The organism is Ruegeria sp. CDSC085 (genome assembly GCF_059610465.1).
Window position 1 is genome coordinate 493,018 of sequence record NZ_JBXWNR010000002.1, and the last position, 25,820, is coordinate 518,837.

Below are 25,820 nucleotides of genomic sequence, written 5' to 3' on the forward strand. Positions count from 1 at the left end.
TCACGCGGCATCAAAGAGTCGACCAACCAGCGCCAAAGTGGCAAAAAAGCGCCTCTGTTCCGCCGTTGCATCAGGGGGCAACCAGGCGAGCACAGGTCTTGGTGCGCGCAAGGCGGCAACGCAGACGTCGGCTTTTGCCCGTGAAAGCTGGCCTACCCCTCGCCCCGCACCAGCACATCCAACATCCCCGAAATATCCTCGATATCTTCCGCAATCACATGGGTCACTGAATGCGCCCGCTGCATCCGGCCTGTCACTTTCAGCAACCGCCCCGAAATCACCGCACGGCGGAACTGTTCGTAGATTTTGCGCCAGACCACCACATTCACGATCCCGGTCTCATCTTCAAGCGTCAGAAAGATCACGCCCTTGGCCGTCCCCGGCCTCTGCCGCAGGATCACCAGCCCGGCCACAGCCACGCGCGCACCCTCGGACGGGGAATCCAGTTGGTTGGAAGGCAGACAAGACGGCGGGCGCGGCCAATCACGGTTTGAAGCCACAGGGCGAATGGGTGTAACAAGCATAAGAACAAAAGTAGAACAAATGGCAAGAAAGTCCAGACACGGCGCACTGAGTCGCAAATGAGGCTGGAAAGACCTAAATGCCTTCACTAAGGAAGAAATCGAACATCGCAAAAGGAAGACGCACGCAATGGCAAAGATCACCTATGTCGAGCACGGCGGTACCGAACATACAGTCGAGGTCGCCAACGGACTGACCGTCATGGAAGGGGCCCGTGACAACAACATTCCCGGCATCGAGGCCGATTGCGGCGGCGCCTGCGCCTGCTCGACCTGCCATGTTTACGTCCATCCCGACTGGGTCGAGAAAATTCCGGCAAAGGATGACATGGAAGAAGACATGCTGGACTTTGCGTTCGAGCCCGATCCGGCCCGCTCGCGCCTGACCTGCCAGATCAAAGTCACGGATGCGCTGGACGGGCTGGTCGTTCAGATGCCCGAAAAACAAATCTGATGCACAACAAGGCGCCGTGGCTGCCCCGCTGCTTTTGGCAAAAACGGGCGCGCGGCGCTTTCTTACCTTTTGGACTTTGGCTCACGCTGCCACTAGCTGGCACGGCAGATACCATTAACGACGCCCGCTTCACAGAACCAACCACTCGTTACGCCCATGGCGTCTTGGGTGACACTATCGAATATGGCGCGCTGGAATTCACGACCGGCAATACGGTCGTAACTGTTCGCCTGCCACAGGATCGCGTGTTCGAAGACATCGCTCCGCGCTTGGCAGACGTCAACCGAGATGGTGCACGCGAAGCAATTGTCGTTGAATCCCACAACAAATCAGGGGCTCAACTAGCGATCTACGACGCCGCCGGAGAAAAGATCGCAGCCACGCCTCATATCGGTACCCGCTTCCGCTGGCTCGCCCCGATTGGGGCCGCCGACCTGGACGGCGACGGGCATATCGAGATCGCTTACATCGACCGCCCTCACCTGGCCAAAACATTGCGTATCTGGCGCTTCAAAGACGGCGGGTTGGCAGAAGTCGCCGCTCTGCCCGGATTGACCAACCACAGGATCGGTGAAGATTTCATTTCCGGCGGCCTGCGCACCTGCGGCGACCGCCCTGAACTGATCGCAGCCAGCGCCGACTGGTCGCGGATCGTCAGCGTCTCCTATGACAACGGCTGGATCAAATCTGACCTGGGCCCGTTCAAAGGCCACAAAAGCCTAGCCCAAGCCCTGAACTGCTGATCCGCCTCTTCATCTGGCCAAAAACACCCTGGGGGGGGGTGGGCGGTTGAAAGGAAATCGTCCAGTGGACGATTTCGACCGCGAACGCGCACAGCGCCGGGAGACCGCAAAACCGAGGGGGCAGCGACCTTAGCCCGTTCGTTAGTTGTACTTTCAGTTGCGGTCGAGAAGTTGTCACCCCTGATTGTGATCCATCGGGCATTGCCCAAGCGCGAACGTCAAAATCGGGCCTTTGCAGCTGTCCAAGAAGTATTGGTTCGCTGCAATGCGGCTTCCCGAAAGCAGCCATTCGCGCGTCACCAAAACCCAGACCAAAAGCTGAAGGACATACCCCAAAGAAGCGCTTGCTTTGCATCTTAGCGTGCCTCCCTACCCGTTCCGAAGCGCGCCAATACAAAGACGCACATCTTGGTCGCTCTGAACTTTGCAGAACCGATATTTGAAAAGTAAACAAGATCCTGAAGCGGTTCGGATGGACAGCCGATGTACAGGAAGTCAGGTTGAAATTTTTGAAATCCTGATCGAACACGCTTGCCGGTTTGCTAATCAGCTTGTTTGGCACATGTACTGAATCACATCCTTCGGGCATGCAAAAGCTAAGTTAGATAGGATCGAGGTTGCGAACATGATCCGAATGAAGCAATTCGATATACCTTGGATCCCTGGATTTTTCAAAATTGCTGTTGTTGTGGGAGATCTGTGTTGGCGGGCGGGTATTTTCCGCACTTCGATAATTTGCGACACAACGCAAGTTCCCGATTGTGATGATCAGGCATAAGAACAGAGCTTCGACGTTGTTAGTTTGGCTTTGACCAACGCCTCCGCGAAGGTGACAGCACACACAACGCCATCAACAACCGGCAAACCAAATTCCTCGGACAAATGCGACATCAAGTCTGTCATCCCTGCACAACCCAAAACAATGGCCTCAGCCCTGTCTTCATCAATAGCGGCCCGAATCTCGGCCCTGATTTTGTCGACGGTGTTCGGGTCATTTTCCTCAAGTTTTAGAACCGGTACGTCTGATGCGCGAACACGAACGCAACGGCGGTCTAAACCATAGCGCAACAGGTTCGATTCCAATCCTGCAAGAGAGCGGGACAATGTCGTGATGACGCTGAACTTTGGACTGATCATCGACGCCGCGTGATATGCGGCCTCGCCCACACCGATAACCGGAGCCGATGTGACACAGCGCACCGCATCAACACCGGTATCATCAAAACAAGCGACAACAATGGCATCAGCATCCGGATGTTCTTTAACAACGTCCAACAATCCAGGCACGCAAGTGGAAACATCCAGATAGCCTTGGATACTAGCCGGACCATCTTGCGAGCTCGTGGCAATGATCTCAGTTTCCGGATCCGCAACAGCCCGGGCCGCCGCCTCAATCTTTCGGGTCATGGAACTGGTGGTGTTGGGATTGACGACAAGCAGTTTCACAACATCCTCACACTTCTCCGCCAAGATAGGCGGCTTTGATCCGGGGATCGGTCAGAAGTTCCTTGGATTTTCCAGAAATTACGACATTACCGGTGGTCAGCGCGTAGGCCCGGTGCGAAATCGACAGCGCCATGCGCGAGTTTTGTTCGACCAGCAGCACAGAAACACCCTCATCTCGATTGATGGCCACGATCGAACGGGCGATATCCTGTACTAGTTTGGGCGCGATGCCCAGCGACGGCTCGTCCAGCAACAACAGGCGCGGTTTTGCCATCAGCGCACGTCCGATGACCATCATCTGCTGTTCGCCACCCGACAGGGTGCCGGCCGATTGGGAATAGCGCTCTTTCAGCCGTGGGAACCGTTCCAGGACCGAATCCAGCGTTTGCTGGATGCCTGCTTTGTTCGACCGGGTGAACGCCCCCATCAGCAGGTTGTCTTTCACAGTCATATAGGGAAAGACACGGCGTCCTTCGGGCACCATTGCAATACCTTTGGATACGATGTCTGCCGGATTGGCACCGTCAATCTGTTCACCCTCAAAAGAAACCGAGCCGGCCTTGACCTGAGCCAACCCTGTGATCGCCCGCAGGATCGAGCTTTTGCCCGCACCGTTGGCGCCGATCAGCGCAACGGTTTCTCCCTGCTCCAGATCGATCGACACACCCTTCAGCGCATAGACATGGTCGTAGTAGAGCTCGACATCCTTGAATTCTAACATCTTTGTCATGGCTCAGATCCCGATCTCGTCATCCGCGCTGCCCAGATAGGCTTCGATGACCTTTTCGTTGTTCTGGATTTCCCCAGGCGTCCCTTCGGCGATCATTTCGCCAAAGTTTAGAACCACAATCCGGTCGGATATATTCATCACCGCAGGCATGTCGTGTTCCACCAACAGCACCGTAACACCCCGGTCATCGCGCACCTTGCGCACCAGATTGACCATTTTCATGGTTTCGTCATGGTTCATCCCGGCAAAGGGTTCATCCAACAGCAGGACCTTGGGATCAGTGGCCAATCCAATGGCAATTCCCAGCGCCCGCAAGTTCCCTTGTGGCAGGTTCGAGGCCTGCTCATTGGCGATCTCGGTCATGCCAAGGAATTCGATCAGATCGTCGGCATATTGGCCAAAGCTGTCGACATCCTCATGCGCCATCCTGGTGCCCCAGAAATACCCCGCCAATGAGGCGCGGGCCCGCAAATGCTGCGCGACGATGATGCTTTCGCGCACGGTCATCGACTTGAAGATAGTCGTTTCCTGAAACGTGCGAACGACCCCTTTACGCGCCACCACATGCGGCTTCAGGTTCGAAATCCTTTCGCCCTTGAACAGCACCTCCCCCGTTGTTGTAGGCAAAAAGGACGAGATCATCTTGAACAGTGTGCTTTTTCCAGCCCCGTTTGGCCCGATCACTGACAGGATCTCATTTTCATTGACATTGAAGGAGATATCGCTGTTGGCGGTCAAACCGCCGAACTTCTTGGTGACATGGCGGATTTCCAGTAGATGACTCATTTGTCGGCCCCCTTTTTACCGGGAAGGCGAAGGCTCAGCAGGCCGTTGGGCAGCACCAACATCAGGATGATCAGCAAGCTGGAATAGGCCAACAGTTGGAAGCGACCCAATTCAAACAGCAGGTCCCAACCGAAATACAGAACCAGTGTGCCCAGCATTGGGCCAAAGACATATCCCAAACCGCCCAGGAAACAATTCAGCATGAAGTTCACGCTGTCGGCGACCTGAAAGCTGGAAGGGTAAACCGACTGTGCGATTGAGCCGAACATCGCCCCGCCAATACCGCCCAGAAAGGACGAGATCGCGAACACGATGACCCGGATGTACGAGATGTTGACGCCGATAGAACTGGCCAACTCCTCGTTCTGCTGCATCGACCGACACAGATGGCCAAGCCGCGAATTCACCAGCCGATACATGGCGGCAAAGGTCAGCACCATCAGCACGCTGGCGGCGTAGTAGAAGGCAAGCCTTGGGTTTTCCAGCGTCGCGAAATCCGGGATCAGGGTCAGGCCCAGAACCGACACCCCTCCGGGCAGCGGGATCGAGGTGATACCCTTGGCCCCATTCGTAATTGGCAAGGCCAGCGCGGTCAGGGTGACCACCTGCGTCAGCACCAGTGAAATCATGGCAAAGTAGACACCGCGCAGGCGCAGGATCGGAACCCCGATCACAACCGCCACAGCGGCGGCGAACAGCCCCGCCAGCGGCAACGACAGCCAAAAGGACATACCGGCCTTGGTCACCAAAACGGCTGAAACATAGGCCCCGATCAGGGCAAATGCCCCCTGACCGATATTGATGCGCCCGATATAGAAAGTTAGCCAAACTCCTGCGCTGGCTATAGACAAGAGCGCCACCGAGGTCAGAGTATAATACAGGTCGGATCGCCCCGATGCTGTGATAAAACCAGGTATTGCGATGAAGACGGTCAGCAGGAAGATAGCCAAGCCGACCCATTGGATCATGTTGAGTTTCGGCACTGTGTTATCCCCACGGTTTGCCCATCAGCCCCTGCGGACGGATGGCCAGGAAAATCATCAGCGAGACGAAAATCAGCAGATAGGTGATATCGCCATACTGCGAGAGGACGGCCAGACCAATGGCTTCGAGAAAGCCAAGGATAATCCCGCCCGCAATCGCGCCTGAGATCACACCCGCACCTCCGATCATCACCATCATGAAGGCTTTGATCGAGGTCGGTCCGCCCATGCCAAGATTGACGCCGGTGATCGTCACCAGCAATCCACCAACCAGACCGGCCAGCATGGCACCCAGGGCGAACCCGATCATCGAATACCGGGCAACGTTGACCCCCATCAACTGCGCCGCCGTCCGATCTTGCGCCAGCGCGCGCAGCGCTCGGCCAGTTTTGGAATACTGCATGAACAAGATAAACGAGATGATCGACAGGATGGCCAAAACGCAGATCAGGATGCGATCATAGGGCATGATCAATCGGAAATCCCAATTGAAAACACCGTCGACGATTTTGGGAACACCGCGTTGCTTCTCGCCAAAGACCAGCAAGATGATCGCGTCGAAAAAGAACGCCAAACCTGCCGCCAGAAGCATTGTGCTCTCCTCGCGGGAAGATCGACGTATGACCGGCGCAAACAGAAAACGCTCAATCAATGCGCCAAGCACTGCAAGTGTGATACAGGACGCCAAAAGCGCCAGCACAAACGGCCAGCCCAGCTGTCCGTAAAACGTATAGGTGACAAAACCGCCAAGAACATACATCTGCCCATGGGCAAAATTCAGCACGTTCATCAGGGCGAAAATCAGCGTCAATCCAAGGGCGATCATCGCATATTGCGCGCCCAGATAGATGCCATTTGCTAGTATCTGTTCCATGAGTATCCCGCGTAAGGTTCGGGTATCCCGGGCTGGAGATCAGCCCGGGAGGTCAGTGGCTCGGTAGGCTTTTGCCTTGGTTGGGAGTATTGCCTCAGTCGACTTCAGCGACAAAGAGCGTTTCAAACGCACCGTCCTGATAGACATTGACGACAAGTGGAACGGCAATCTGACGCTTTTGCCCGAACGACGTCGTGCCCACATAGCGCATCTTGGCGTCTCCCTTCATGAACGGGTTGGGGGCCTCGAACGTGTCCATCGTGGTTTGGAACGCCGCGACATCCTCGATACCAGCCGGGTTGGCATTCAACGTCGCCAGAATGTACTCCAACGCATAGACCTTGGTGTTGGACTCGTCGTTATATTCGCCGAACATATCAGTATAGCGTTTGACGAATTCCTTCATGTCATCCGATGCTATCTCGGGCGTTGACGCGCCGCCAACCGAAATGAACCCATTGGCCAGATCGCCTGCCCCTTCACGCAGAACCGTCGCATCCTGCGCGGTTTCGGTTGAGATGATACCCTGGAACCCGAGCTCGCGCGCTGAACGGATCAGCTGAGGCGCATTGGCCGGGGAAACGCCGGACAGAACCAGCAAGTCCGGCTGCGTGCGCATAACCGGGGTCAACACCGGCGTGAAATCGGTGGTGTCCACCTGATAAGTCACGTTGTCGGAAACAACCTCAAGCCCCAACGCCTTGGCCGCTTCGATACCGCCATCCCGCTGGCTCAGCGGATCGGACTCGTTCGCGGCGACGAAAGCAACAGACTTCACGCCCTTTTCATCCTTGAGGTATTTATAGATCGCGGGACCGGACTGATAATTGGCAACCATACCCAGAACGGCATTCGATGCGGGGGCCGAGTACAGCTCTTTCGGGAAGGCATAGGGGAAGTACATTATCCCTTGCGCTTCGGCGACCGGACGCACCGCTGCGGCACCGTCATCCACGTTGGGGCCGACCACATAGTGGATACCTTCTTGCGCCATCTTTTCCATACCGGCGATGGCGCGCTTGGGGTCTTTCTGATCGTCAAACGAGACGATTTCGATATCGTAGGTGGTGTCACCAATTTTGTAACCACCAGCCTCATTGATCCATTCAGCTCGCGCTTCCATCGAGCGCTGATTGGAAATGCCCCAGGCCGCCGCCGGACCAGAGGTCACGCCAACAAAGCCTATCTTAAGGACCGGGTTCTCGGCCCAGGCGGCCGATCCAAGCACGGATGCGGCCAGCGCCAAAGCAGCCGATGATTTCATCAGAGTTCTGCGTTTCATTATTTCCTCCCTACTGAGGTATCGGCGCCTCTTTCGGGCGCTTGCAAAAATAGACTGTTTCATCGGTCGAATCCCGGTGAACGCGTCAAGTTCTGCATTGTTAACAATTTCTGTCAACACTTTTTGTTGTGCGAAATATTGATATTGTCAACAAAACTCCGATATATTGTAAGAAGAAAGCCTTGCAGCTATTAACAAATTTCAGGCTTACCCCACCGGAATGAGACGAGATGACGGACGAATCTGAAGACAAGCTAGGCACCCTGCGAACCGATCCTGATGAACAAATGATCGTTGATCGGATCTATTCTGCGGTGATGGAGCAGAAACTGGCTCCCAGAACCAAGCTGAGCGAACTGGCATTGTGTGAGACCTTCGGCGTCGGCCGAATGCGCGTGCGCCGCGCGCTGTTGCTGCTAAGTAGCCAGGGGATCGTCGATCTGCGTTCCAATCGTGGTGCGTATGTTGCCTGCCCCAGCGCCGATGAGGCCCGCGAGGTCTTTGTTGCCCGTCTGATGATTGAAACTGGCATCGTGCGAGAACTGGCGCGTGGCATCAGTGATGAGGGTGTTCAAGCCCTACGTGCGCATGTCGAGAAAGAAGAGATTGCACGAAGTGATGATGACAGGACTGAAATGATCCGTCTTTCAGGTGCCTTTCACGTCGAACTGGCGCGATGTCACAAGAACTCGGTTCTGACCCGCGTTCTGCGAGAGTTGGTCACCCGCACTTCACTGATCGTTGCCCTGTTCGGATCAAACCGCAATGCCACCTGCCCGGATGACGAACATACTTCGATCATTGACGCGATTGCAGATGGCCAGCCGCAAGCGGCCGAAGACGCCATACGTCACCATATTCTTCATGTTCAGAATTCGCTGGACCTCGAACAAACCCAAAAGACAGAACCTGATTTGGCGAAGATATTAAGCGGGCGAATGTAACTCGCATTTGGGGTCGTGCCGCAGGATTTTTTGGCGTCGCTCGTGGGCACACAATCTGCGGCATTCAATCATCTCGTAACCTTCAGGGCGCTTCATTGCACAAGCTCATCGTATAGCTCTAAATTGGCCGTGGCCCGTTTTCAACTGATCGAACGTTTGATAACTTGAAAGTCCGCTTCTAACTCAGTGCCTGGCAATTTATGCGTCAGCAGCGAATGTCTTCTTCCCGCCCGCTTCCACGCCCTCACTCTCAACAGGGGACAACAACGGGTTCGTCCTCGGAGCTGCCACCCAACAATGCCCCGCTTCTGAGATGCATCTCGGCTTGCAACCCGTTTTGCGCTCCCTTTTCCGGCATCAGCGTGATCTTGTCGATGAGCATCGCCAGATAGCCCTGCTCTTCCTCGAGACGGATTTCTGCAAGTCTGAGCTACAACGAGCATAAACGACGGCGCGGAGAGTCATGGCGTTTCCTTGATGGGGTGGTTCAAATTGGCGGCGGGTTGCGACGCGATGGCTTGCACCTCGGCGCGCGCCATCAGCTTGAGCAGACCGCGCAGGGCGATCTGTGTTTGGTTGTTTGCGCCCTGTGGCGCGTTGACGGCCTGAGCGGTGAACTGAAGGGGTGTACTGTCCATGTCGGGGTCCCTGTGTTGGTGTCAGCCGTGAGTGGCAGTCGGAACTTGGGACCGACGGAATTTTTGCAGAAAACAGTTTGGATGGTTTGATCCGAAAGCGCCTTTGCGCCTCCGGATCGTTGCAGGTCAGGTCATATCCTGGCCGCGCAGCGTCAGCGCGATTTGCTCGGATCGACGCAATCGGCCGAGTGTTTGCAGGGTTGTGCGCAACGACATCAGGGGCTGGATTTTGTTGTCCAGATCCCGCGCCTTCGGCTCCAACTCTTCGATATGGTAGCCGCCGGGCACGTGGTTCTCATCTGAGATAAACTCGGTGCGCCGTCCAGTGTCGACAACTTCGATCAGCCGCAACAGCATACACTCCAACGCATCGAGGTCTCGCGCAGAGAAAATCTTCTCCTAGGCTATCCGCACCGCAAGACGGCGCGCGGCATTGGCACTTTGTATGGCGTGCAACGCGTCATGGTCCTCTGCGTGAGGTGATCATCACAGCGCGCAAGGACTGGTTTGCAGCGTTTGATCACGACAACATAGACCACCTGTTTGGTGAGAGTCGCCAGGACCAATTTGAGCAAGCGGCTGTGGCGTGGCTCAAAGACAGCTTTGGAGATGATGTCATTCTCGCACGGGCTGATCTTGATGAGACCACCTATCGTATCCACTCGGTTGTGTTGCCGCGCTCACAAACCAAAGACGGGCGCAAGATGCTGCAGCCATCGGTGCATCCGCTGATCAAGGACTATGAGAAGGCGCAGGACAGCGTTGGAGATTGGTTTGCAGAGCTTGGATTGAAGCGCGGAGAGCGGCGCAAGCAGGCATTGCGAGACACAGTGCATCAGCATCGCAAAGATCAGACATCAAGCGCCAATGAGAACGAGGGACTCGCGAGCCTTCCGGAGTATGTGGAGCACGTTAGCCCGCGCAAATGGCGGGAAGAGAAAGAATGGCAGCTGACAGAGCGTGAAGCCCACTTAGGCAAACGCGAGAACCAAGCCGCGACCGTAATACAGACCGCAAAGGCCGTCGCGGAGGGCGACCCCAAAACGCTGGCGGAGATGACACAGCCTAATGGCAAATCCTTCGCCGCGCGCTTGTTTGGAAGAGCATTTTTGCATTGCGCATAAAAGCCCGCGAGGAGGCATGGCAGGAAGCCCAAGCTGAGGTGCAGGCGCATTTTGAAGAGATCAAAGCGGCGGATGACGCGATTGTCGCAGCGTCGGCATCCCTTCCGGACCGCGCGAAGAAAGAGATCATCAAAGCGCGTCGGTCACTGGTGGGGCGCATCACGACACTCAAGCGCGCGATCAATAAATGGCACCAACCAGGGCAAAACAAGGATCCCGAGGTTTAAAGGTGTCAAACTCCCCTCAAACTTTTTTCTCGCTAAAGACCAACGAACATACGTGATGAGTGTCGGTGGCGGCGAGAAGCCCCCACCGGCTTTCACAGGGAGCAAGTGCTCTCAAAAAATTATGTTAAACAAGAGGGACTTCTCATGCATCTACTGACAAACCTCTCCTCGGCGCAATTTCGCGCGCTCGGAATCATTGCAGACATCGGCAAAGCGCAAGCCGAGGACACCGCAAAAATCATGGAGGCCTTTGCGAATACGCTGCCTACATTCCTTGAAGCCACGACGGAAGACGATGCCTTCGGGCGCAAAGTCTTCGTACTCTTTGAAGCCGTTGCAAAAATCGGCGCCGTAAAAAAGATACAGCGTCATCCGCTGCGCCCAGCAGGCATCGACCAAGAAGTCGAGAAACTGCGGGGGGTTAAAAAAGAGCAAGCCGAAGGTGATGGCAAGACCAGATCCGGAACCCAAGGGGTAAGCGGCTAAAGGCACCCAAAACGAACAGAAAAAGGGCGCGGATCAATCCGTGCCCTTCTTCAATGTGTTTTTTTTGCCGCTTTGGCTATTCGGGGTGCTCGCAGTGTCTAAAGCGGACCTTCACGTCGCCCTCCTCCAGGGTCGGCAATGCGGACAAAACTGCCCTTCGAAATTCGCCGGTAGGCCCTACTGCCTCAGATGCTTGTCAAGAAAGTCAATCAAACGCGCGCTCAAGGCTTGTCGTGTTCCATCGTCACCGAGTGAGGGCGTATTGTGAGGATAGAAATGGGGAAACCCGGGGATCCAAACCAATTCATAGTCCGCGCCTGCATTACGCATTGCCGCAGTGAAGCCAGGGGCCTTTTCCAAGACGGCGGGTTCATCGTATTGTGAAATGACATGCAGTGTCGGTGTCTCGTCCGCCGTCGTGACGGTCTTGGACAGATCAATCGCTGAAAGAGGCGGTGACAATGGAAAAATGGCCGTTACAGGCGCATCAAGGCCATGCGCAGTGTTAATGACTGTTGCCGCGCCAGCAGAGTGACCACCTAGCGCAATTCTTTCCGGGTCAATTCCGAACCGCTCAGACGAAGAACGGACGAAGTTAACTGCTTTTTCCAAATCTTCTGCCGCAGAAAGGATGGTTTTCCAAACAACAACTTTGCCTTCGTCTCCTTCGAGGGGGCCAAGACCCAGTGAACCTCGGGCAAAATTGACGCGTCGCATTCCCGCGTCTGTTAAATCCTCTTCTATCGTCACCACCCAATCTGCATCCAAGGCCATTTCTGGTTCTGGCAACTCCGGGGCCAAACGGTACTCGACAACAAAGACAACGTAGCCCATTGGTGTGAGCAAATGAGCATAGTCTTCCATGCGGTCGTGGATCGCATCAAATTCCGTATATGGCGCTTGACGCCGCCCTCCACGTTGAAAGCCCCCGCCATGGATCAGGATGACAGCGGGCTTGAGCGTGTCGGTATTCGAAATGGATGCGGTATAATCGGCATTGTTTGGCGAAGGTGTGTAAACATCCAGCAGCAGGTCGCGCTCGACCAACGCCCCGTCTGAACTAATCACGCCTTTTCCATAAGGCACATCCAACTCAACTTCGTAGCCAAATTCTCCATCAGCCAATGCAGACGACGCGAAAACCGTCACGGCAACACATGCTTTCGTGAAAAGTCCTGAAAGGCGTTTCGAAATTTCCATAAAAGATGCTCCCATTAAAATGCCAAGACTACACTGCAAGTATGCAGGTTTTTTCCGACGGTCTGCGTAGAACGCTACAATCAATACAGCTCGAGTCCAGCGACAAATTCTACGACCCCCATGGGGCTCATTGCGGTCATTCGCTGCACTTGGCATGAGCGACCGCTATGCGGACGAAGCTGATATTCGCATTGTCTGTCCGAATGTCAGCTAACTTTCGTAGACCGCCCTCATAGTCCCGAACGGCGGCAGGTTGAAATGAGTTGTGCGCGCCTCATCACAACTCGTTCTACTCGATGCTTACTTGTGTCGAGAATTCAACCCTCACCGCGTCATCTCAGGCAGTTTGATCCTTTGGATCTTACCGGATGGGCCTTTCGGCAATTCTTCCAGTAAATAAACCGTGTCTGGAGATTTGAACGCGCCGAGCTTTTGGACACAAATCTCGACAAGTTGTTCGGACGACAACGTGGAGCCATCACACAATTTAACGGCCGCCTCCACACGTTCACCATAAGTTTTGCACGGGCGAGCAAAAGCGGCGGCTTCAATTACGTCAGGATGCGAATACAATGCTTCGTCGATTTCACGAGGGGCAATGTTTTCCCCGCCCTTGATAATCAGTTCCTTCAGTCGACCGGTGACAAAGAAATACCCGTCGTTGTCGATATGGCCCAAGTCACCTGTTCGAAGCCACCCGTCCGAGGTGAAGGTTTCGCCGGTTGCGTCGGGGTTCTTGAGATACTCGCGCATGACGTTTGGTCCACGCACAGCGATCTCGCCTTGCAGATGAGGTGGTAGAGGAATCAGATCAGGCGACAGGATGCATGCCTCATTGCCAAACGCCTTGCCCGGTGAGCCAATTTTGCGAATGCCCGGCGGCAATGGGTTCGATAGTATCTGGGCGGCGGTTTCGGTCAGGCCCATGGTTTCAACAATCGGCACTTCGAAACGGGCTTCGAATGCAGTTTGCACATCGGGTGCAAGCGGGGATGACGCTGAACGGCCGAAGCGTAACCGATCCCGGGTGTTGGGTGACGGGGTTATGTCAGAGTGGAGCAGGTGCGAGATGATTGTCGGCACGACAGAGAACCATGTCGCCTTCGCTTCTTCGCACTGGTCCCAAAACTTGCTGGTTGAAAACTTCTCGGCCACCGCCAATGATCCGCCAGAGACCAATGCGCTGATGACCGTTACGCACAAGCCGTTGATGTGGTAAATTGGCAATACGCAGAGACCGCGATCGCTTGGCGTCAACCTGTGGGCCACGGTTGGTGTCCAACCGCCTGCCAACAAGCTCGCGTGGCTGTGCACGACACCTTTGGGGCGTCCGGTTGTCCCCGATGTGTACATTAGTAGTGCGTCGTCTGCAGGCTCAAGCCGGTGTAATACCGGGGCTTTGTTGTCACCTGCTTCTGTGAGCCGAGACATTCTCGTCGGGCTTACCCTTTCGAACAAATTGACCTGGGCCTCGCCGACAAGTGCAATGCGCGCTTCGCAGTGATCCAGCGCATATCCTATAGCCTCGTCTCCCGCGACGAGGTTGATCACCGTCGCACGGAACCCGCCGTAAAGCACTCCGTAAAGGCATTCGATTGCCTTGCGACCGTTTGGCTGCAGGATTGCGACGCTCGTCCCTTTATTCAGTCCCAACGCCGTCAATTGTTGCGCAAGTTGTTTTGCTTTGCTCTGCAAATCCGACCAAGTCAGCGCAGGCTCGCCGTCAAAAAACAAATAGGCGTCGCGATCACCGTCGGTGCTTGCCCGGTCATCTAGCCAGTCGCGGACGGTGCCGTTTGGCGGCGTATGATCATCCACCTTCATTCCCCTGCATCCGCCCAGTAATCTGCGAAGATGTCTTCGACGGTGGGTTCGATAGGTGGAATTTCCCGAACGATCTTGGTGGTTTGGATGAAGTGCTTCCAATGCAGGTTCTCATCAATCGCATTGCCCCCCCAGCTGCCGCATCCCATCGAAAGCGAGAAGGGCATGCCGTTGTTGAATGAGCCACCGGTCGCGAAAGTGTGCGCCTGATTGACGATGACACGGCAGGTTGGCATCAAGGTACCCAATGCCACCGCACGCGCGTCATCTGCAGTGTGAATGCCGATGGAATGTCCTGCCCCTTGATAGTCCAGAATGCGCGCCGCGATAGCTCGCGCGTCCTCGTAGTCCTTCGCGCGGTAAAGCGCGGCAACGCGGCTTAGCTTTTCGCCGGACAGCGGATGATCCGGGCCGATGCCTTTGGTTTCGACCGCAAGGAACTTTGTGTCTTCGGGCACCTGATCAGACAGACCTAACGCCGCAATCATCTTGTCGGCATCCTGCGCGATGACTTCTCGGTTCAGATGGCCGTCGGGCCAAAGCTTCGAAACAATCTGAGCTTCGTCTTCCACCAGCGCCCCACCTTCATTGGCGAGCGCCGCAATGAAATCCTCATAGATCGCGTCCACAACGATCATCGAGTTTTCAGACGAACAAGAAGTTGCGTTGTCGAACGTCTTGGAAGCGGTAATTTTCTGAGCAGCAGCCTTCAGGTCGGCGGTCTCGTCAACGATAACCGTAACGTTGCCTGCGCCCACGGCTACAGCGGGTGTACCGCAGGTCTGGGCACGATGGACATTGTTCTGGCTGCCTGTGCAAATCACCCGGTCGCACAGCTCCATCATGGCCTGAGTTTTGACCTTGGAGCCGGGCGCTGGGACCATCTGAACCAGATCATGATTCAGCCCCAGCTTGTCAAATTCGGCATGAACGTTGGACAAAAGCAACTCGCAGCTGGCCACACCTTTGGGCGAAGGGGCAACAACCACCGCGTTGCCACACTTCAATGCGTTAATGATGTTGTTGGCAGGCGTGGCTGCAGGGTTGGTCGAGGGCACCACAGCGCCCACCACCCCGATGGGGCGCGCGATTTCGGTGATGCCGGTGGAGGCGTCGTTGCTGATAATCCCGTGCGTTTTCACGCCCTTGATGTCGCGCATCAAGCCAAGTGTCTTGCGATGGTTCTTGATGATCTTGTCGGGCACATTGCCAAGCCCGGTTGTCGCGACTGCAAGTTCGGCCAAAGCCCGATTGCGAGAAGGCTCCATAATCGCCCAAGCGGCAGCTTCGGCTGCGCGGTCATAGCGCCTTTGGTCGGCACCCGTCTCGTAAGCTTTCTGAGCGGCGCGCGCTCGAGCCACAACCCTGCTCAATTGAGCAATATCATCATGTGCATTCATCGCGAAATTCCTATGGAAGAGGATAGGGCACGGGTCGCCCTATCCATTACTCTGCCACTCGTTAAAGACCTGCCAGAAGCTCTTTCAGTGTTTCCCGACGCGCAGCCCACATTTCCTGAACCTCTTCACGGGTCATAATGTGCATGGGCGAACCGCCTGCTTTCATTTTGCCCGCCACACGCGAGTTCTTGAACATCTCGGGTACGGTTGCGGCCAGTTTGTCGATGACCTCTGGCGGCGTTCCTTTGGGCACCATGACACCGCGGAAATTCACGCTGGCGTTGTCGATGTCAAAGCCCTGCTCTTTTAACGTCGGGACGTCAGGCAGGAACTCATTGCGTTCCAGATCAAACACGCCAAGGATTTTGACGTTGCCCGCTTCCTGTGCACGGAATGCGTCTGACAGATTATTCACGCCGCCCATGACGTCACCCGCTATCACAGCTTTCATTGCTGCCGCACCGCCACCTTTGGTCGGGATATATGCCATTTTAACACCTGCTTCTTTCTCAAGTTGCAAGGCGGCAATGTGGTGTCCAACAAATAGACCTGCCCCAGAGAACGTCAGTTTCCCGGGGTTTTCCTTGGCGTAGGTGACCACGTCCTCCATGGAGTTGAACGGGCTGTCCTTGGCCACCACAAATACCGCGGGGTCAGCGCCCCAGTTGGCGATCGGTTCAAAGCTGTCCGCCGAGTATTCGACACCGCCCTTAATCGACTGCGCAATGAAATGCGGAATGTTGTATGCCCCGAGCGTATAGCCATCAGCCTCGGCCTGGGTTGCAAACCAGTTCCAGCCAACCCGCCCACCAGCGCCGGGTTTGTTGATGATCGCAATGGGCATACCAAGCGCATCTTCATTGCCTGCCGTCATGGTGACAATGCGGGCCTGGAAGTCAGTGGCCCCGCCAGCACCATAGCTGACCATCATCATGATGGGGCGTTCCGGGTAATCCTCGGCGATGGCCATGCCACCGGTCAGGGACATTAGCGCCAATGCGGCGCCTGCCAGTAAATGTTTCATGTTAGATCCTCCCTTGGATTTTTGATCGCCGCTTTGCGCGGTCTTTTTCAGAAAAATATCTCTCGCGGTGTGTAGACTTTGAGCAGCAGGGCGAAGAGCCCGTACATCACCGCCAGAAACCCTGCGGTGATGATCACGCGCTTGACCCAGGTCTTGGCTTCGTCATGTGGCGCCGGGTCGTAGAAGCTGAGAAGCAAGAAAAACGTGATCGTACCCGCGGTGTAGAAACCCAACGCCTTGGCGGCCCAGAAAATGTAGACAAGCGCGATGGTCAGGCCTGGCAGAAGCCACACGAAATCTTTGCGCGAAACGCCATTTCCCACCTTTGTCCAACCAAGGATCGCTTTGACGAATGTCCACAATGCCAAGACGACGAAGACGGTCGAAATCAAACGCGGAAACAGGAAGGCTTCGGCAGGCTGTTGCGTATAGCTTACCCATGCCACCCACATCCCGACCGCCGCAATAATGCCGGACGCCACAATGTGTTGAACGCGTGGAAGACTGATTTGGCTCATCCCATGATCTCCTCTTTAGAGGTGTAGCGACGGCTGCGAAGTTCCATCCAGACTGAATAAGCAATTGATGCAATCACGATGGCAATTAGGACGATGTTCAGCGTGCCAGTCAGGAAATAGCTCGCCATCCCGTCAGTGGCTCCGGCAATCATTGACCCTTGGATGAAATTTGCTTCGGCAATCGGGCCAAGGATCAGGCCAAGCACCAGCGGCGCGGCCGAGAAGCCGAAGCGTTCAAGGAAGTACATCATAACGCCCAATGCGGCCATGACGTAAACGTCGCCCATGCTGGACTGGACCGAGTAGCTGCCGAAGACGGCGAGCCCCAGAACAACGGCCGCCATAACGCTTTGCGGCACCTGTGCAACCCGGGCGGCAAGGCCAGCCACATAAAGGCCGAAGATGCACATGAGCACCTGACCGATCAGCATCGAGTTGATAAAGGTCCACGCCACATCCGGATGATTGTCAAAGAGATCGGTGCCCGGAAAAATTCCGTGGATCAGCAGACCACCCAGCAGCACTGCTGCCGTGGGCGAACCAGGGATCGACAGCGTCAGAAGTGGCACAAGGCTTGGGCCGACCATGGCGTTGTTCGCGCTTTCTGCTGCGATCACACCTTCACTGTGGCCCTTGCCAAATTTATCGCGTTCCGGGCTGAACTTTTTGGTTTGGTCATAGGCGACAAGACCTGCGATTTGACCTCCGACGCCTGGAATAAGCCCAATGACCGAACCTGTGATGGTACCAATGCTAAGGGCGCGAGGACGGCGCAGAAGCTCGCGCACCGCATCCATGATCGAATGTTTCTCGACCTCGATCACTTCAGCATTTGCAGCTTTGCGGCCTTTTGCGAACATGGTCAGTACCTGGGGAATGGCAAACAACCCGATGAGCGCCGCAATGATGTTGATACCGCCACCCAATGCTGGGTGAAAAATAAACCGCTGCGCGCCCATGATGTCGTCAAATCCGATGGTCGCAAGCCAGAGGCCGATGCAACCGGACAGAAGGCCCTTCACCACCGAAGCGCTGTCCAGCGAACCGATTACAGTGACGCCAAGGATGGCGAGCCAGAACAGGTGACTGGGACCGAATGCCAGCGCCCATTGCGCCAGTACGGGTGTCAGGAAGATCAACAGCAGAACACCAATCACGCCCCCGACTGCCGAAGCTAGGAAGCTGAGCTGCAACGCTTGAGCCCCTTTGCCTTGCTTGGCCATGGTGTGACCGTCCAACGTCGTTGCGATGTTTGCAGGTGCACCGGGAATTTTAAGAAGGATGGCGCTGACCGCGCCACCTGCCACTGTGGATGTATAGGCCGCTCCCAAAAGGATCAGTCCCTGAACGGGTGCCAGGTGGAAGGTGAAGGGGATTAAAAGGGCCACTGCCATTGTCGGTGATAGTCCGGGGGTTGCCCCCAAAATCAGCCCACCAATCGTCCCCAAAAGCAACAAGCCAAAAGAGATCGGTGTGAAGACATCTCCGAAGTAATAAAGGAATTCCAAAGTTCCACCTGATGGTTTTCTCACGTTGACATCACAGGCTAAGAGATGAAAATAGTTTTGCAAATGTTTTCATTTTTTAGCCGAATAAGTGTGAATAATGGCCCGAAAACAAAAAGATAAACCTGATATCGTCGCTGTTGCGAAAGCGGCAGGGGTTTCCATCTCGACGGTCTCGCGAAGCTTCAATCACCCTGATCTTCTCAAACCGGCGACTCGCAAGAAGATTGATCGAGCGGTGCAGAAACTGGGCTATATTCGCAATCGCGCGGCGCAGGTGATGCATGGGCGGCGCAGTGGCACCATCGGACTGGTCGTGCCAACAATTGACAACGCGATCTTTGCCGAATTGATCCAGTCCTTCTCTGATGGGCTGGATCAGTACGGTTTCACGATGCTTATTGCATCTCACGGTTTCGATTTGGATCGCGAATACAAAATGCTGCGCAAACTGATGGAACACCGTGTCGATGGGCTGGCGCTTATCGGGTTGGAACACTCGGACGCCACCCATCAACTAATCGAACAGCAGGGGGTGCCAACTGTTGCAATCTGGAACTATGCCGACGACGCACGATTATCTTGCGTAGGGGTTCAAAATTCAGAGGCTGGCCGCTTGGCCGCGTGTCACCTGTTGGATCTCGGCCACCGCGACATCGGCCTTGTCTTTCCCGACCTTGCTGGAAACGACCGAGCTCACGATCGGTTGCACGGAGCTCTCTCAGAGCTGCGGCGGAAAAAGATCAAGGTGCCGGAAGAGTGGCAACTGCAGGCCCCCTACAGCATTGCGGACTCAAAACGCGCTACCCTGTCGTTGTTGGGGAAGTCTCCGCGCCCCAGTGCCATTTTGTGCGGTAATGACATTATTGCTCAAGGCGTGCTTTATGCCGCGAAACACTTGGGCATTGCTGTGCCTGGAGAACTTTCAATAATGGGGATCGGCGATTTCAAAGGATCGGGAGAAATCGAACCGTCACTCTCAACCATCCGCATTCCGGCCAAACGAATTGGAGCTTTGGCCGCAAAGCAAATAGCGGACGCCGTTACTGGAAAAAGCGCGGGTACAACGGCGACAAATTACGAACTCAGTGTATTAGTTCGGGATTCCACCGCGACTCCATCTGGAATGGCAAACACCTGAAACGGTCCTGGACATCTTGGCGAACACAGCTTTGGCCCAAGCTGTCAAGTGCGAGGTAGTGCCATACAAAAGTGCAATCGACGGCTTGGCAGTGCCCCCTATCCCGTCAACCATCCAATGCACGCCATCCGATATCGCGCCGATAAAACCCTTCAGGCCAATCCACACCTTCAACCATTTCATAGGCCCGGTCGCGCGCCTCCTTCAACGTGTTTCCACGCGCGGTCACGTTCAGGACACGCCCGCCCGAGGCCACAACCTGCCCTTCCACAGTCTTCGTTCCCGCGTGGAATACCATGTTTCGGCTGTCTTCAGGCAGCGCGTTCAACCCTTTGATCGCAGTGCCTTTCTCATAAGCGCCAGGGTAGCCATTCGCCGCCATCACGACCGTGATGGCATGGTCATCCGCCCAATTCACCCGCACCTCATCCAACCTGCCTTCGGCAGCGGCGTGCATCAGGTCCATCGCTTGCGCGCCCATACGCATCATCAACACCTGACATTCCGGATCACCGAAGCGGACGTTGTATTCAACCAGCCTTGGCTGCCCATCCTTGATCATCAACCCTGCATAAAGAACCCCCTGAAACGGCGTTCCCCGGCGCTTCATCTCGGCGATCGTAGGGCGCACGATCTCTTCCATCGCGCGCGCTTCTACTTGTTCACTTAAAACCGGAGCCGGAGAATACGCCCCCATTCCGCCGGTGTTCAGGCCAGTATCGCCTTCTCCTACCCGTTTGTGATCCTGGGCCGTGCCGACAGAGAGAATGTTCTCTCCATCGCACAGAACGAACAGCGAGGCTTCTTCGCCATCCATGAACTCTTCAATCACGACTTCCGCGCCCGCACCGCCGAAAGCACCGCCGAACATGTCGTCAATGGCGTCCAGTGCGGTCTTTTCGTCCATCGCAACGATCACGCCCTTGCCTGCGGCCAGCCCATCGGCCTTGACCACAATTGGCGCGCCCTGTTCGCGGATATAAGCTTTGGCAGGCTCTGCCTCGGTGAAACGGGCATAGGCTGCAGTGGGGGCTTTGGCCGCGTCACAGATTTCTTTGGTGAAGCTTTTCGACGCTTCCAGCTTCGCTGCCTCGGCTGAGGGCCCAAAAACCAGAACTCCGGCTTCGCGCAAGCGATCAGCCACACCGGTCGCCAAAGGCGCCTCGGGCCCGACAATCACGAAATCAATCGCGTTTTCTTCGGCAAAGCTGACAACAGCACCGCCGTTTTCAATATCAAGAGTGGCACAGTCAGCGATCTGAGCGATCCCCGCATTCCCCGGCGCAACGATCAGGCGGTCACATTTGGGGTTTTGCAGCACTGCCCATGCCAGGCTGTGTTCGCGCCCTCCGCTGCCGAGAATGAGGATATTCATGAAAGCTCTCCGATCTGCTTGGCCTTGCCTGCGCGGCGTTCTAAGCTGGGTGAGCATTTGAAACAAGGCGCTGAAATGTCCGACCTGCTTGATGACCCGATTCCGGGCCAAAACACCCCTGAATACACAGTGTCCGAAATTTCCGGTGAGGTGAAACGGACGCTCGAAGGCTCGTTCGGGCGAATCCGCGTCCGGGGTGAGGTTGGGCGCGTGTTCAAGGCGCGATCCGGGCACCTTTATTATGACATCAAGGATGACCGGAACGTTTTGGCCTGCACCACCTGGAAAGGGCAGGTTGCAGGTCTGTCCGTTGTGCCGGAAGAAGGGTTGGAGGTCGTCGTCACCGGTCGCCTTACTGCTTTTGGGGCACAATCCAAATACAACCTGAACGTCGACGAGGTTTCCGTTGCTGGTCAGGGCGCGCTGATGGCGTTGCTGGAAAAGCGCAAGAAGCAGCTTGAGGTCGAAGGATTATTCGCGCCCGAACGCAAAAAACCCCTGCCGTACCTGCCACAGGTTATTGGCGTGGTCACATCCCCCTCAGGCGCAGTAATCCGCGACATTCTGCATCGACTCAGGGACAGGTTCCCACGCAAGGTGCTGATCTGGCCCGTGGCCGTACAAGGAGCAAACTGCGCTTCTGAGGTTGCCCGCGCCATCGAAGGCTTCAACCAATTGACACCCGGCGGCGCGTTGCCCCGGCCCGATCTAATCATCGTGGCCCGCGGCGGCGGATCAATCGAAGATCTCTGGGGTTTCAATGAAGAGATCGTCGCGCGCGCCGCCGCCGCGTCGGACATACCGTTGATCTCGGCCGTTGGGCACGAGACCGATACCACCCTGATAGATTTCGTCTCGGACCAGCGCGCTCCAACGCCCACCGCAGCCGCCGAACTGGCCGTCCCCGTCCGCATGGAGTTGCTCGCCTGGACTGGCGAGCAAGGCGCACGCTTGTCACGGGCCGCAACTGACGCAGTCCAACGCCGAGCGCAAAGGCTGCACGATCTGTCCCGCGCGCTTCCGCGCCCGGACAGTCTGTTGAACTCTCCGAGACAACGTCTTGATTTGATTGCAGATCGCCTCACACCCGCCTTGATACGCGGGGTGCAGAACCGTCGCCTTCAAGTGGTGGAACTGTCTGCCCATCTGCGCCCCTCAACCCTGCGCAGTCTGGTATCTGCACGACGAGAATCACTGCACAACCTGTCCTCGCGCCTGTCCCTGCGACCAATCCAAAAGGAAATCGACCAGCAGCGGCAAAACCTCAATCGTCTTGGCGATCGAATGCATACGGCCCAAACCGCACGGTTGGATCGCCTCAAACAGCAACTCGAAGCGACGGATCGCCTGCGCGAGACGTTGAGTTACAAGGCCACTTTGGACCGCGGATACGCGGTCGTCCGGGCCGAGGGAAATGTGATCACCACCAAGGCCCAGGCCGCCAAACAAACGGCGCTTGAGATCGAATTCGCCGATGGCATTCTCAGCACCGGCGCGGCCGCGAAACCGTCTTCGAAGAAACCCAAACCGGGCGCCCCGGATCAAGGATCGCTGTTCTAGGCCATGCTGACCATCTGGGGCCGAAGAACACCATCGAATGTACAGGCGCTGATGTGGTGCGTAGGTGAGCTGGCACTAGGTTTTCAACGCCACGATGTGGGGCACAGGTTCGGCGGGCTGAACAAGGATGGCTTTCGCAAACTTAACCCAAACGGCACCATCCCGGTGATACAGGATAGCGAACGCCCCCGCTTTGGGAGACGGGCCCAATCCTGCGGTATCTGGTCTCCGCGTATGGTGAGGGTGATTTCTGACCACGCGACCCGACCCGGCAAGCCGAAGTGGACAAGTGGGCGGAATGGGCCAAAATCAACGTCGCGATGGTATTCACGGCACCTGTTTTCTGGCGGATCGTGCGGACACCGGAGGCAGAGCGCGACCACCATGCAATCAAAAAAGCCGTGACAGCGCTTGAAAGCACGCTGGTAATCGCCAATGCGCAACTGCCTGAACAGGCGTTCCTGTGCGGCTCTTGTCTGACTTTGGCCGATATCCAGATGGGACACGTTCACTATCGCTACTATGACATCGATATATCACGTACATCACTGCCCAATTTGCGCCGGTGCTATGACGCGCTGACCGAAAGGCTAGCTTACCAGACCCATGTCATGATCAGCTATGAGGAGCTGCGCCGAAGCTGATCAAACACCAACGTCGGGCCCGTAGCATACCATTTCCTCCCCAAGATCCTCTGCCTCATACAGTTCGGTCGCTTGCGGATTACCCTCGAACTGCGCGATCAGCCCGCCACCTGATTGGGTAAAGACCCAACATTGCGGATCCAGCCTGTCTTCGTAGAGGAAACAAATCTGCTCATCCCGCTGGTACCAGATACCTTCCTTGCAATTCCCGTCGAGAAAAGACCAGATCACACGACGGTTCGGAAGGTACCGTTCAACCCCGTAAACCTGCCCGTCGAACCCGTAGAAAAGAGTTTTTCCCCGCGTATACTTGTCGAATTCCGGGCCCGACAAAGGCGTTTGTGCCGCCACGGATTGTGCGGCAAAGGTTGCGAGAATCATCATGGATCTGAACATGTTTCCATTTTGTCAGAAGCGGTCCGGTCACGCCATTCGCCTGTTGGATCGGGGTCATCACAAGGCGCTTAACTCAACGTAAGCGGTTGATTTCACGCCACGTCCAAGATCAGATTATTCTGAACCGGCGAGGAGAAGACATGACAACCATACTGTTCTGGATCGCCTTTGGCTGCGCCCTTGGTTATCTGCCACTGACCTCCCGACCTGCCGGATCTTTGCGCACCGTGCTGAAAACCGCTTCAGTCGTCCTGTTGGCGGTCATAGCCGTCTTGCACGGTGGGCCTTGGCTGTTGGTTCTTGCGCTCGTTCTGTGCGCGTCCGGCGACGCTATGCTGTCACGCGAAACAGATGCCACGTTCATGGCGGGCATCGCCGCTTTTGCCGCCGGGCATCTGGCCTATATCGCTCTGTTCCTGTCTCATCCGACCAGTTCCGTTGCGCTGATTTGGAACGCACCAGCGATTGTATGGTCGTTGATCATTCTTGGCATCATCATGGCCACGATGCTTGCGCCCCGCGCCGGAGACCTGAAAGGGCCCGTTCTGGCCTATATCCCGATCATTCTTGGAATGGGGATCACTGTGCTGGCACTGCCGGATGTTAGCCCGCTGCGGTGGGCCTTTCCCGCAGCCATGGCCTTCATCGCCTCAGATCTGATCCTCGCAACCGAGAAGTTTCTGCTGCCGCCGAACCACCCTGCCCTCAAGGTAACGCCTTATCTGGTGTGGCCCCTCTACTGGGGCGCGCAATTCGGCTTTGTCCTTGCGTTCGCGTGACCCTTTGCAACTGCCGCAAATCCGCATTAGGTGAAGGGAACACCTGTGGAGACCAAGTATGGCGTTTTTCTCAAAGCTTAAGGACAAGCTGTTCAAATCTTCATCTCGTCTTGAAGAGGGGCTGGAAGCCATCGTCGAGGATGGTGGCGAGGAAACTACGGCTCCCGACCCGCTGATCCCTGAACCACAACCCGAACCGCAACCAGTCCCTGAAGTACCGGACCCAGCCCCGGCCCCGCAACCAGTTGAACCGCCCACGCCGATCCCGGCTGACCCCACCCCCGTCGCTCCACCTCCGGAAATCCCTGAATCCAAAGGTATCCTGAACCGCCTGTTCAATCGAGGCGCCGTCACGGAAATGCGCCGCACACTGGATGATGACATGCTGGAGCAGCTGGAAGAGCTGCTGATCGCCTCGGACATGGGCGTCGACACGGCCTTGCGTGTCACGTCGAACATGGCTGAAGGCCGCTTTGGCCGCAAACTGTCGACCACAGAGATCAAGCAACTTCTGTCCCAGGAAGTCGCCCGCGTGATGGAGCCTGTGGCCAAACCTCTGCCGATCTATCCCAAACGGCCACAAGTTGTGCTGGTCGTCGGCGTCAACGGCTCAGGCAAGACCACGACAATTGGAAAACTGGCAAGCCAGTTCAAAGAGGCCGGCAAAAAGGTCATCATCGCCGCCGGCGACACCTTCCGCGCTGCGGCCGTAGAACAGTTGCAGGTCTGGGGCGATCGCGCCGGAGTTCCGGTTCTGACTGCACCCGAAGGCTCGGATCCCGCCAGCCTTGCCTTTGATGCGCTGACCCGTGCACAGGCAGAGGGCGCCGATCTGCTGATGATTGATACTGCAGGCCGCCTGCAAAACCGCACCGACCTGATGGAGGAACTGGCCAAAATCGTTCGCGTCATCCGCAAGGTTGATGACACCGCTCCACACAACACTTTGCTCGTACTCGACGCCACCACCGGTCAGAACGCGCTGAGCCAGGTGGAAACGTTCCGTAATCTGGCGGACGTTTCCGGTCTGGTCATGACCAAGCTGGACGGCACGGCAAAAGGCGGTGTTCTTGTTGCGCTGGCAGACAAATTCGGGTTGCCCATCCACGCGATCGGCGTCGGCGAACAGATCGATGACCTTGCCCCTTTCGACCCGGAAGAATTCGCCGCCGCCCTCACCGGTCTCGACAAAAGCTGATCCGAGGCTTCATCTGGC

28 protein-coding genes are annotated in these 25,820 nt (G+C 56.1%); 11 read left to right on the plus strand and 17 right to left on the minus strand.

Annotated features, from left to right (window positions below; all coding sequences use genetic code 11):
* Positions 1–152 precede the first annotated feature (152 nt).
* Positions 153–524 carry an OB-fold nucleic acid binding domain-containing protein gene (locus AC2FJB_RS05870; RefSeq protein WP_117869347.1) on the minus strand — a complete coding sequence of 124 codons (372 nt, stop codon included), beginning with the start codon at positions 522–524 and terminating at the stop codon, positions 153–155.
* Positions 525–651: 127 nt separating this feature from the next.
* On the opposite strand from AC2FJB_RS05870, the gene AC2FJB_RS05875 reads away from it, so the two are divergent.
* Both AC2FJB_RS05875 and AC2FJB_RS05880 read left to right on the plus strand, forming a co-directional pair.
* On the plus strand, positions 652–975 hold the full coding sequence (locus tag AC2FJB_RS05875) for a 2Fe-2S iron-sulfur cluster-binding protein (RefSeq protein WP_170572242.1): 324 nt from the start codon (positions 652–654) through the stop codon (positions 973–975).
* On the plus strand, positions 975–1,718 hold the full coding sequence (locus AC2FJB_RS05880) for an FG-GAP repeat domain-containing protein (protein WP_496817956.1): 744 nt from the start codon (positions 975–977) through the stop codon (positions 1,716–1,718). Before AC2FJB_RS05875 ends, AC2FJB_RS05880 begins: the two co-directional genes overlap by 1 nt.
* 768 nt (positions 1,719–2,486) lie before the next feature.
* Here the strand turns inward: AC2FJB_RS05880 and AC2FJB_RS05885 are convergent.
* The 6 genes from AC2FJB_RS05885 to AC2FJB_RS05910 form a co-directional block, all read right to left on the minus strand.
* The gene (locus AC2FJB_RS05885) at positions 2,487–3,164 is read right to left on the minus strand and encodes an aspartate/glutamate racemase family protein (protein WP_117869350.1); all 678 of its coding nucleotides are present in this window, start codon (positions 3,162–3,164) and stop codon (positions 2,487–2,489) included.
* 7 nt (positions 3,165–3,171) lie between these two features.
* Positions 3,172–3,894, minus strand: a complete 723-nt coding sequence (locus AC2FJB_RS05890) for an ABC transporter ATP-binding protein (protein ID WP_117869351.1) — start codon at positions 3,892–3,894, stop codon at positions 3,172–3,174.
* Between the two features lie 3 nt (positions 3,895–3,897).
* Entirely contained in the window at positions 3,898–4,680 is a 783-nt protein-coding gene (locus tag AC2FJB_RS05895; RefSeq protein ID WP_117869352.1) for an ABC transporter ATP-binding protein, read from the minus strand.
* Positions 4,677–5,648 carry a branched-chain amino acid ABC transporter permease gene (locus AC2FJB_RS05900; RefSeq protein WP_117869353.1) on the minus strand — a complete coding sequence of 324 codons (972 nt, stop codon included), beginning with the start codon at positions 5,646–5,648 and terminating at the stop codon, positions 4,677–4,679. Before AC2FJB_RS05900 ends, AC2FJB_RS05895 begins: the two co-directional genes overlap by 4 nt.
* A 19-nt stretch (positions 5,649–5,667) precedes the next feature.
* On the minus strand, positions 5,668–6,537 hold the full coding sequence (locus tag AC2FJB_RS05905; protein WP_299896066.1) for a branched-chain amino acid ABC transporter permease: 870 nt from the start codon (positions 6,535–6,537) through the stop codon (positions 5,668–5,670).
* A 94-nt stretch (positions 6,538–6,631) separates the two neighbouring features.
* A complete protein-coding gene (locus AC2FJB_RS05910) occupies positions 6,632–7,819 on the minus strand; it encodes an ABC transporter substrate-binding protein (RefSeq protein WP_496717254.1) in 1,188 nt (395 codons plus the stop codon).
* A 230-nt stretch (positions 7,820–8,049) separates the two neighbouring features.
* Between AC2FJB_RS05910 and AC2FJB_RS05915 the strand changes: the two genes are divergently transcribed.
* The gene (locus tag AC2FJB_RS05915) at positions 8,050–8,763 is read left to right on the plus strand and encodes a GntR family transcriptional regulator (RefSeq protein WP_496717252.1); all 714 of its coding nucleotides are present in this window, start codon (positions 8,050–8,052) and stop codon (positions 8,761–8,763) included.
* Between the two features lie 461 nt (positions 8,764–9,224).
* Here AC2FJB_RS05915 and AC2FJB_RS05920 read toward each other — a convergent pair whose 3' ends face one another.
* Together AC2FJB_RS05920 and AC2FJB_RS05925 are read right to left on the minus strand one after the other, a co-directional pair.
* Entirely contained in the window at positions 9,225–9,401 is a 177-nt protein-coding gene (locus AC2FJB_RS05920) for a hypothetical protein (protein WP_162896785.1), read from the minus strand.
* A gap of 126 nt (positions 9,402–9,527) precedes the next feature.
* Positions 9,528–9,752 (minus strand): hypothetical protein, encoded by a 225-nt coding sequence (locus AC2FJB_RS05925; protein WP_496717251.1) that lies wholly within the window; start codon positions 9,750–9,752, stop codon positions 9,528–9,530.
* A gap of 128 nt (positions 9,753–9,880) precedes the next feature.
* Between AC2FJB_RS05925 and AC2FJB_RS05930 the strand changes: the two genes are divergently transcribed.
* The 3 genes from AC2FJB_RS05930 to AC2FJB_RS05940 all read left to right on the plus strand — a co-directional run bounded on the left by AC2FJB_RS05930 (position 9,881) and on the right by AC2FJB_RS05940 (position 11,238).
* Positions 9,881–10,525, plus strand: a complete 645-nt coding sequence (locus AC2FJB_RS05930; protein WP_496717250.1) for a plasmid recombination protein — start codon at positions 9,881–9,883, stop codon at positions 10,523–10,525.
* The gene (locus AC2FJB_RS05935; RefSeq protein ID WP_496717249.1) at positions 10,516–10,752 is read left to right on the plus strand and encodes a hypothetical protein; all 237 of its coding nucleotides are present in this window, start codon (positions 10,516–10,518) and stop codon (positions 10,750–10,752) included. The genes AC2FJB_RS05930 and AC2FJB_RS05935 overlap by 10 nt, the downstream gene beginning before the upstream one ends.
* Positions 10,753–10,896: 144 nt before the next feature.
* Positions 10,897–11,238, plus strand: a complete 342-nt coding sequence (locus AC2FJB_RS05940) for a hypothetical protein (RefSeq protein ID WP_496717248.1) — start codon at positions 10,897–10,899, stop codon at positions 11,236–11,238.
* A gap of 177 nt (positions 11,239–11,415) precedes the next feature.
* On the opposite strand, the gene AC2FJB_RS05945 is transcribed toward AC2FJB_RS05940, so the two are convergent.
* From AC2FJB_RS05945 to AC2FJB_RS05970, 6 genes are all read right to left on the minus strand, one after another.
* Entirely contained in the window at positions 11,416–12,438 is a 1,023-nt protein-coding gene (locus tag AC2FJB_RS05945; RefSeq protein ID WP_496717247.1) for an alpha/beta hydrolase, read from the minus strand.
* Between the two features lie 324 nt (positions 12,439–12,762).
* Positions 12,763–14,262, minus strand: a complete 1,500-nt coding sequence (locus tag AC2FJB_RS05950; protein WP_117869361.1) for an AMP-binding protein — start codon at positions 14,260–14,262, stop codon at positions 12,763–12,765.
* Positions 14,259–15,662, minus strand: a complete 1,404-nt coding sequence (gene sauS, locus AC2FJB_RS05955; RefSeq protein ID WP_496717245.1) for an acylating sulfoacetaldehyde dehydrogenase — start codon at positions 15,660–15,662, stop codon at positions 14,259–14,261. Before sauS ends, AC2FJB_RS05950 begins: the two co-directional genes overlap by 4 nt.
* A gap of 61 nt (positions 15,663–15,723) precedes the next feature.
* Positions 15,724–16,686, minus strand: coding sequence for a tripartite tricarboxylate transporter substrate binding protein (locus AC2FJB_RS05960; RefSeq protein WP_496717244.1), 963 nt, complete (start codon positions 16,684–16,686; stop codon positions 15,724–15,726).
* Between the two features lie 47 nt (positions 16,687–16,733).
* The gene (locus AC2FJB_RS05965) at positions 16,734–17,204 is read right to left on the minus strand and encodes a tripartite tricarboxylate transporter TctB family protein (protein WP_117869364.1); all 471 of its coding nucleotides are present in this window, start codon (positions 17,202–17,204) and stop codon (positions 16,734–16,736) included.
* Positions 17,201–18,712, minus strand: a complete 1,512-nt coding sequence (locus tag AC2FJB_RS05970) for a tripartite tricarboxylate transporter permease (protein ID WP_299639265.1) — start codon at positions 18,710–18,712, stop codon at positions 17,201–17,203. Before AC2FJB_RS05970 ends, AC2FJB_RS05965 begins: the two co-directional genes overlap by 4 nt.
* A gap of 97 nt (positions 18,713–18,809) precedes the next feature.
* Between AC2FJB_RS05970 and AC2FJB_RS05975 the strand changes: the two genes are divergently transcribed.
* Positions 18,810–19,850 (plus strand): LacI family DNA-binding transcriptional regulator, encoded by a 1,041-nt coding sequence (locus tag AC2FJB_RS05975; protein WP_299896035.1) that lies wholly within the window; start codon positions 18,810–18,812, stop codon positions 19,848–19,850.
* Between the two features lie 106 nt (positions 19,851–19,956).
* Here the strand turns inward: AC2FJB_RS05975 and purD are convergent, their stop codons facing one another.
* Positions 19,957–21,225 (minus strand): phosphoribosylamine--glycine ligase, encoded by a 1,269-nt coding sequence (gene purD, locus AC2FJB_RS05980; RefSeq protein WP_496685264.1) that lies wholly within the window; start codon positions 21,223–21,225, stop codon positions 19,957–19,959.
* 75 nt (positions 21,226–21,300) lie between these two features.
* Here purD and xseA point away from each other — a divergent pair, with 75 nt between their 5' ends.
* Positions 21,301–22,785, plus strand: a complete 1,485-nt coding sequence (xseA, locus tag AC2FJB_RS05985) for an exodeoxyribonuclease VII large subunit (RefSeq protein ID WP_117869368.1) — start codon at positions 21,301–21,303, stop codon at positions 22,783–22,785.
* A 281-nt stretch (positions 22,786–23,066) separates the two neighbouring features.
* Positions 23,067–23,429, plus strand: a complete 363-nt coding sequence (locus tag AC2FJB_RS05990; RefSeq protein ID WP_496720287.1) for a glutathione binding-like protein — start codon at positions 23,067–23,069, stop codon at positions 23,427–23,429.
* Here AC2FJB_RS05990 and AC2FJB_RS05995 read toward each other — a convergent pair whose 3' ends face one another.
* A complete protein-coding gene (locus tag AC2FJB_RS05995) occupies positions 23,430–23,810 on the minus strand; it encodes a hypothetical protein (protein ID WP_117872792.1) in 381 nt (126 codons plus the stop codon).
* A 155-nt stretch (positions 23,811–23,965) separates the two neighbouring features.
* On the opposite strand from AC2FJB_RS05995, the gene AC2FJB_RS06000 reads away from it, so the two are divergent.
* On the plus strand, positions 23,966–24,604 hold the full coding sequence (locus AC2FJB_RS06000) for a lysoplasmalogenase (RefSeq protein WP_496720286.1): 639 nt from the start codon (positions 23,966–23,968) through the stop codon (positions 24,602–24,604).
* 58 nt (positions 24,605–24,662) lie between these two features.
* Positions 24,663–25,802, plus strand: coding sequence for a signal recognition particle-docking protein FtsY (gene ftsY, locus AC2FJB_RS06005; RefSeq protein WP_299896020.1), 1,140 nt, complete (start codon positions 24,663–24,665; stop codon positions 25,800–25,802).
* Positions 25,803–25,820: the final 18 nt, after the last annotated feature.